The sequence below is a fragment of the Streptosporangium sp. NPDC051023 genome (genome assembly GCF_040689595.1).
Taxonomy (GTDB): Bacteria; Actinomycetota; Actinomycetes; order Streptosporangiales; family Streptosporangiaceae; genus Streptosporangium.
The window spans coordinates 123122-129826 of the sequence record NZ_JBFBCE010000020.1; the positions used below are offsets into that span (position 1 = coordinate 123122).

The window sequence follows — 6705 nt, forward strand, 5'->3', positions numbered from 1 at the left end:
GCCGCGGCCGCCCCTCACGGGGGCGGGGGGGCGGACCTCCCCCGCGCCGCCCCCGCCGCGCCGCCGTACCGCACGGGCTCGCTCTCTGGAGGGGTGATCGGGTCCGTGCGCGACGCGGGCGGGCGGAGTCGTTACCCGACCCGCCCGCGTCACCCTCGGGCGACGTACAGTCCACCGGGAAACGGCCCTGTTCACGTAACTCCAGCGTAGAGAACCCCCGGCCCCGTTCTTCTCAAGCCGCTTGACCCCGCTCGGCACGGCACGCACCCTCAAGGTGGCGATTCGCGACCCTCGGAGGTGCAATCTCATGCAATCCCCCGGTAGCGGCGACGGCGTACGGCTTACCTTCTACTGCAAGGACCCCGACTCCAAGACCAAGGACGATTGCCCCAGCTTCTATCGCACCGATCAGGGAAGCTGGGTGGTGCAGGGCAACCGCCAGGGCGAGAGCGTCGCGGTCCAGCTTCACGCCTTGCGAGACGACGAGACATTCGTGGAGATCCCGGAGGCGCTGGCCGAGCGGTTCGTGCATATGTACGTTGAGGAGCGCTATGGAATTGATCTCGGTCAAGCAGCGGTCCGAGCTGCTCAAGGACGTGCGCGAGACCCTCAAGCTTGAGCAGCGCGACTTCTACGCCGTAGACGCCGAGGACCTGGCTCTGTTCCTGGCGGGTGACCTCGACGCCGTGGCCGCTTCCTACCAGGTCTGGGCTGACAGCGTTGCGGAGATGGAGCAGGCCGGGGAGCATCTGCGGCGAGTCCGTGTGATCTCTGAGCCCTTGTCGGACTACCAGCGGATGGCCGTTCAGTTCAGCGGCCCGGCGGTGGACGCGGGCGAGGATCTGCGTTGGCTACCTCGGCGGCTGACCTCCACGTTGCCCCTGCCCGGCAATGATTTCTTCGTTTTGGACAGTCACACCGCCTTGTTCAACGTCATGGACGGCGACGGGCACCGCTCTGAGATCCAGCTCTACACCGAGCCCGAGGTGGTCAAGCTGTGCTTGGAGGCCTTCGAGGCCGCGTGGGCGGTGGCCATCCCCCACCGTGAGTACAAGCCGACCTAAGCCGTCCCAGCCGTGCAAGACCAGTCGGCCGAAGCCAGGAAGGCTTTCGGCATCAAGCTGCGGGATCTACGCCGTGACGCCGTCCTGACCTACGCCTTCGGCGACATGGCCGCCATGAACGAGCGGTTCGACTTTCTGGCACGTGTCACTTGTCTGCCCAACGTCGCGTTGGGGGGGCATCCCTCCTGGCTTCTGCAAGCTCTGGGAGGTTGTCACGGGTGAGGGGACGGCCCTCGGCGGCGAGCGCCTCGGCGACCTCCCTGCCGGCCGGAAGCAGGTCCTCAACGTTGGGGACGAGGCGCTTCCCGGTGGGGGCGGTCTTCGTCGTGATCCGCCGAGGGATACGGGGACAAGGGACCGGAGCCTCGGGGACGATCTCCATCTCGGGGACCGAGGTCTCCTCAATACTCCACGAGGACGGCTCATGGGCCAGGGCCGACGCGTGGGGAAGGGAAAATCGGTGGCGTCGGGGAGGGGGATCTTGATGTGGTTGCCGGTATGAGCGAATTCGGTGATCCGGCGTTCTTTGGTGACCACTACGCGCATGAGTACGACGAGCGGCATCCCCTGGACCCGGACCGGCCGTCGAGTTTCTGGCCGAGCTCGTCCCGGACGGCGGGCGGGTCCTTGAGCTGGCCATCGGGACCGGGCGGGTCGCGGTGCCGCTCGCGCGGCGGGGGATCGCCGTCGAGGGGATCGAGGGGTCGCCCGCGATGATCGAGCGGATGCGCGCCAAACCGGGTGGCGAGGCGATCCCGGCGGTCGTTGGCGACATGGCCGACGTGGACGTGGCGGGTCCCTTCCAGCTGGCGTACCTGGTTTACAACACGCTGTTCAACCTGCCGAGCCAGGAGCGTCAGATCGACTGTTTCCGCAATGTCGCGAAGTCCCTCGCGCCGGGCGGGGTGTTCGTCATCAGAACTCCTTGAGCGTGGAGACCCCCGCCTTCAGGCAGGGAGGAAACGCGACATATCACCGCAGAATCGAACACGTGCTCGATAGTTGGCTGGTTGTGTGGTAGAAGGTGGGGCATGGCGCGGACCGTGAAGCGGGCCTACAAGTACCGCTTCCACCCCACCCCCGGGCAGGCCCTCGAGCTTGCCCGGACCTTCGGCTGCGTGCGGCTGGTCTACAACAAGGCCCTGGAGGAGCGCACCCGCGCCTACCGGCTGGAGGGGCGCCGGATCTCCTACGGGGAGTCGTCGGCCGCGCTCACAGCCTGGAAACGCGGCGGCGACCACGGTTTCCTGGTGGAGGTGTCGTCGGTCCCGCTGCAGCAGGCGTTGCGGCATCTGCAGGCGGCGTTCGCGAGCTTCTTCGCCAAGCGTGCCCGGTATCCGGTCTTCAAGTCGCGAAAGAGGTCGCGGGCGTCGGCTGAGTACACCCGTTCGGCGTTCCGCTGGCGCGAGGGCCGGTTGACGCTGGCGAAGATGGACGGGCCGCTGGACATCGTGTGGTCGCGTCCGCTGCCGGAGGGCGCGCAGCCGTCCACGGTCACCGTCTCCCGGGACGCGGCGGGGCGCTGGTTCGTCTCCCTCCTGGTGGAGGAGAAGATCCCCCCGCTGCCGCCGGTCGAGGCGTCGGTGGGGGTGGACGCCGGGATCGGCACCTTGGTGACGCTGTCGAGCGGGGAGAAGATCGTCAACCCCCGGCACGAGCGGGCCGACCGGCGCAAACTGGCCAGGGCCCAGCGGGCGCTCGCCCGCAAGGCCAAGGGGTCGGCCAACCGGGCCAAGGCCCGCCTCAAGGTCGCGAGGGTGCATGTCCGCATCGCTGACCGCAGGCAGGACCACCTGCACAAACTCACGACACGGCTCGTTCGCGAGAACCAAGTGATCGCCGTGGAAGACCTGGCTGTCCGCAACATGGTCAAAAACCGCGGCCTGGCCCGCGCCATCTCGGACGCGTCCTGGCGGGAGTTGCGCCGCATGCTGGAGTACAAGACGGCCTGGTACGGGCGCGAACTGCTGGTGGCAGACCGGTGGTTTCCCTCCTCCAGGCTGTGCTCGGCCTGTGGGGCGCGGCAAGACAAGATGTCGCTCGGCGTCCGTGAGTGGGTGTGCGTCTGCGGCGCGGCCCATGACCGGGACGTGAACGCGGCCCGCAACATCCTGGCCGCCGGGCTGGCGGACAGGTGAAACGCCTGCGGAGCAGGTGTAAGACCTCAACGAGAGTTCTCTCGGGCGGGCGACCGGCGGTGAAACAGGAACCCTCACGGGCGACCGTGGGAATCCCCCTCGTTCACGAGGAGGAGGATGTCAACCAGGACCTGACCGAGTTCGACCGGGGCCAGCGGGCCGCTACCCGCTCCCTGACCGAGGACGCGGTGAACATGGACTTCCAGGTGCACGACCCGGTCGAGCAGACCGTCACCTACCAGCGGGTCACGTTCGACGCGCGGGGGACGAAGCTGCGGCCGTTGCGGCTGCGGTACTGCTGGCCGAGTGAGCTGGACCTGATGGCGCGACTGGCCGGGATGCGGCTGCGGGAGCGCTACGACGACTGGGACCGAGGCCCGTTCACCGCGGCGAGCCGCCAGCACGTCTCGGTGTACGAGCGCGTCTGAGGAGAAGCTCCCGGGGCGCCGCCGTACCGGATATCCGGATATCCGGTATCGGATATCCACCGGGAACGGAACGGCCTGGAACTCTCCTCGTCGAATCATCAAGATCTCCTGAGAAGCGCGGGAGGTCAGCGGGTTAGAAGCGAGGCCAGGCCGAGCTTGGGGGGCGGCGGCAGCGGTTCGGCGCTCGCGGTGGGGCTCGCGGTGGGGCTCGTGGTGTGGAAGGACTGCAGCAGGTAGGCCACCAATCTGCGGGAGGCGTCCGCCGCGTCGTCGCCGGTGTCGGCGATGACGCCGTGGTTGGCCTTGAACAGCAGCACGAGGTCCGCCAGGTCGAAGTCGGCGCGCAGACTCCCGGCGGCCTTGGCCCGCCGCACGATGGTGTCGAGGCCCCGTTCGGCCCGCGCGCGGCCCTCCTCGTAGTCGACCGCTTCGGGAAACGCCGTCAGGAACGCCGCGGTGAACCCCCGATCGGCGACCTGCATCGCGCACACCTTCTCCACGACCGTGCGGAAGGCCCGCCAAGGGTCCGGATCGGCCAGCGCCACGTCCACGACCGCCCCGCAGGCCGCGAACTGATCGGCGAACACCTCGGTGACCAGCGACTCCCGGGAGGGGAAGCGCCGGTAGAGCGTGGCCATGCCGACCCCGGCCCTGCGTGCGATGGCCGCCATGGGCACCTCGATCCCCCGCGTCGCGAAGGCCTCCCGCGCGGCGTGCAGGATGCGCTGCCGGTTGCGCAGCGCGTCCGCGCGCAGTTCGGTCTCCGCGGACGGCGCTATCCGAGAGGACTGCTCAGGCATGTTTCTCACATTAGCTTAAATGGACAACCCTCTCCGTTTAGCGAGTTAGTGTCACTGCCAAACGACTCCAGCCGAAGGGAACACGGCGATGAGTGAGATGCGCGCGGCTCTGTACGACCGCTACGGACCGCCGGAGGTCCTGTACGAAGGCAGGGTGCCCAGGCCGGTCGCGGGACCGGGCGAGGTGCTGGTACGCGTCCATGCCACCAGCGTGAACGGGGGCGAGTTCCTCGGCCGGGCCGGCAAGGTGCGGCTGGTGACCGACCTGGCCCAACGGGGCTTCCCCAAGCGCACGGGTCTGGACTTCGCGGGCGAGGTCGTCGCCCTGGGCTCTGATCAGCGCGAACCGGCGGTGGGCTCTGACCCGCGCGGACCTGCGGTGGGCGACCGGGTGTGGGGAGGGGGGCGCACGTTCGGCAGCGCCGCCGAGTACGTGGTCGTCCGTCCCCGGCAGATCGCCCTCGCACCCGCGGGACTGGACCTGGTCCAGGCCGCGGCCCTGCCCGGCGTGGGTACGACGGCAATCACCGCGCTGCGCGACAAGGCCCGGCTCCAGGCCGGCGAGCGTCTGCTCGTCCGCGGCGCCAGCGGCGGAGTGGGCAGCGTCGCGGTCCAGCTCGGCCGGGCTTTCGGCGCCCACGTCACCGCGCTGGCCAGGGCAGAGAACCTGGACTTCGTCCGCGACCTGGGCGCCGACGAGGCCTTCGACCACACGACCACCGGCCCTGCCGATCTCGGCCGGTTCGACGTGATCCTCGACACGGTCGGCATCGCCTCCGGCACCTACCGGCGGCTTCTACGGCCGGGCGGACGCATGGTGGCGATCGCCTTCGACCTGCGCCACGCCGCCGCGTCCCTGTCGTACATCGCCGCCTCCGCCGTGTTCGGCTCGCGGCGGGTGCGGTTCTTCAGCGGCAACCCCACCCACCGGCTGTTCGCCGACCTGACCCGGTACGTGGACAGTGGCGCGATCCGCCCGGTCGTGGACACGGTGTTCCCCCTGGCCGACATCGCCAAGGCGCATCGCGCGCTTGAGGCGGGCGGCGTCCGCGGTAAGTACGTCGTCCGGATCTTCTAGCCCGTCGGCCTTTTGGCCCCTGCCGCCGGGAAGCCGCGGACTCGCCGCATCAGGCGTACCCACAACGACCAGCGCGCGGGATGACCGCTCACTCTCCGGCGACGCTCAGGACGATCTTGCCCTGGATGTGTCCCCGTTCCGCGCGCTCGTGGGCCTTGGCGGCGTCCGCGAGCGGGAACACGCTGTCGATGCCCGCGCGCAGCCGTCCCTCCTCGATCAGACGCGCCAGCTCGGCCATCTGCGCCCCGTCGGAGTGGACCTGCCCCGACACGAAGGTGATGCCCAGCTCGGCCGCGCGTTCGCGGTGGTACTCGCCGTAGAAGACCGGGCTGATCACGCCGCCGCGCCTGAGCACGGGCAGGAGGCGGTGGCCGTTCGGACCGCCGACCGTGTCGACGAGGAGGTCGACGTCGCGCACCACCTCCTCGACGGCGGTGGTCGTGTAGTCGACGAACCGGTCGACGCCCAGGTCACGGAGGAATCCCTCGTGACGGCCGGAGGCGACGCCGATGACGTGCGCGCCCCTGGTCTTGGCGAGCTGTACGGCGAAGTGGCCGACTCCGCCCGCGGCGCCGTTGACGAGGACGGTCCTGCCCTCCTCAAGCCCCACGTGGTCGAACAGGTACTGGTAGGCGGTCAGCCCCGCCATCGGTACGGCCGCCGCGTTCACGTGGTCGATCCCGGCGGGCTTGCGCGCGAGGTGCGACGCGGGCGAGGTGGTGTACTCCGCGTACCCCTTCCCACCGTTGTCCAGCTGCGGGAAGCGCACCAGCCCGAACACGGCGTCCCCCACGGAGAACTCGGTGACCTCGGAGCCGACGACAGCGACGACGCCCGAGACGTCCGAGCCCGGCGTGAACGGCAGCGGAAGGTTCGGCCGAATCCCCTCCGGGATGTTCGCGAAACCCGTGCGCGCGTACCAGTCGGGCGGGTTCAGGCAGGCCGCGTGGACACGGACCAGGACGTCGCCGGGGCCGGGTGCCGGGATCGGGACGTCCTCGTACGTCAGCACCTCGGGTCCGCCGAACGCGTGTATCCGGATCGCCTTCATCGTCTCTGGCATCGTCTCTCCCTTGATCATCGCGACGTCGCCACGGAAGCCGTCCCCGACATAATTCGGAGCGGGACTCACGAAGGGACATGGATCATTCCTCCTGGCGGTTCGACGGCTTGAAGGCACGATAGCCCGATTTAACC

The 6705-nt window shown here is 69.2% G+C and carries 8 protein-coding genes and 1 pseudogene; 7 read left to right on the top strand and 2 right to left on the bottom strand.

From position 1 onward, the window contains the following. Positions 1–307: 307 nt before the first annotated feature. The 6 genes and pseudogenes from AB0395_RS15970 to AB0395_RS15995 form a co-directional block, all read left to right on the top strand. The gene (locus AB0395_RS15970) at positions 308–619 is read left to right on the top strand and encodes a hypothetical protein (protein ID WP_366281147.1); all 312 of its coding nucleotides are present in this window, start codon (positions 308–310) and stop codon (positions 617–619) included. Beyond that, positions 552–1064, top strand: a complete 513-nt coding sequence (locus AB0395_RS15975; RefSeq protein ID WP_366281149.1) for a DUF6879 family protein — start codon at positions 552–554, stop codon at positions 1062–1064. The genes AB0395_RS15970 and AB0395_RS15975 overlap by 68 nt, the downstream gene beginning before the upstream one ends. A gap of 12 nt (positions 1065–1076) precedes the next feature. Then, positions 1077–1286, top strand: coding sequence for a hypothetical protein (locus AB0395_RS15980; protein WP_366281151.1), 210 nt, complete (start codon positions 1077–1079; stop codon positions 1284–1286). A 416-nt stretch (positions 1287–1702) separates the two neighbouring features. Continuing rightward, entirely contained in the window at positions 1703–1993 is a 291-nt protein-coding gene (locus tag AB0395_RS15985; protein ID WP_366281162.1) for a class I SAM-dependent methyltransferase, read from the top strand. Positions 1994–2095: 102 nt separating this feature from the next. Further along, positions 2096–3202, top strand: a complete 1107-nt coding sequence (locus tag AB0395_RS15990; RefSeq protein ID WP_366281153.1) for an RNA-guided endonuclease TnpB family protein — start codon at positions 2096–2098, stop codon at positions 3200–3202. Positions 3203–3492: 290 nt separating this feature from the next. Beyond that, positions 3493–3630: pseudogene (locus AB0395_RS15995) on the top strand (SAM-dependent methyltransferase); the annotation flags it as partial. Positions 3631–3755: 125 nt separating this feature from the next. Here AB0395_RS15995 and AB0395_RS16000 read toward each other — a convergent pair. Further along, positions 3756–4430: a helix-turn-helix domain-containing protein gene (locus tag AB0395_RS16000; protein ID WP_366281155.1), complete on the bottom strand. Its 675-nt coding sequence runs from the start codon at positions 4428–4430 to the stop codon at positions 3756–3758. Between the two features lie 97 nt (positions 4431–4527). Between AB0395_RS16000 and AB0395_RS16005 the strand changes: the two genes are divergently transcribed. Beyond that, entirely contained in the window at positions 4528–5508 is a 981-nt protein-coding gene (locus tag AB0395_RS16005) for an NAD(P)-dependent alcohol dehydrogenase (RefSeq protein ID WP_366281164.1), read from the top strand. Positions 5509–5596: 88 nt separating this feature from the next. Here the strand turns inward: AB0395_RS16005 and AB0395_RS16010 are convergent, their stop codons facing one another. Beyond that, positions 5597–6571, bottom strand: a complete 975-nt coding sequence (locus tag AB0395_RS16010; protein ID WP_366281156.1) for an NADP-dependent oxidoreductase — start codon at positions 6569–6571, stop codon at positions 5597–5599. Positions 6572–6705 lie beyond the last annotated feature (134 nt).

Coding starts and splice junctions, on each gene's coding strand:
- AB0395_RS15970 (WP_366281147.1), top strand. CDS start 308: ATGCAATCCCCCGGTAGCGGCGACGGCGTACGGCTTACCTTCTACTGC.
- AB0395_RS15975 (WP_366281149.1), top strand. CDS start 552: ATGGAATTGATCTCGGTCAAGCAGCGGTCCGAGCTGCTCAAGGACGTG.
- AB0395_RS15990 (WP_366281153.1), top strand. CDS start 2,096: ATGGCGCGGACCGTGAAGCGGGCCTACAAGTACCGCTTCCACCCCACC.
- AB0395_RS16000 (WP_366281155.1), bottom strand. CDS start 4,430: ATGCCTGAGCAGTCCTCTCGGATAGCGCCGTCCGCGGAGACCGAACTG.
- AB0395_RS16005 (WP_366281164.1), top strand. CDS start 4,528: ATGCGCGCGGCTCTGTACGACCGCTACGGACCGCCGGAGGTCCTGTAC.
- AB0395_RS16010 (WP_366281156.1), bottom strand. CDS start 6,571: ATGCCAGAGACGATGAAGGCGATCCGGATACACGCGTTCGGCGGACCC.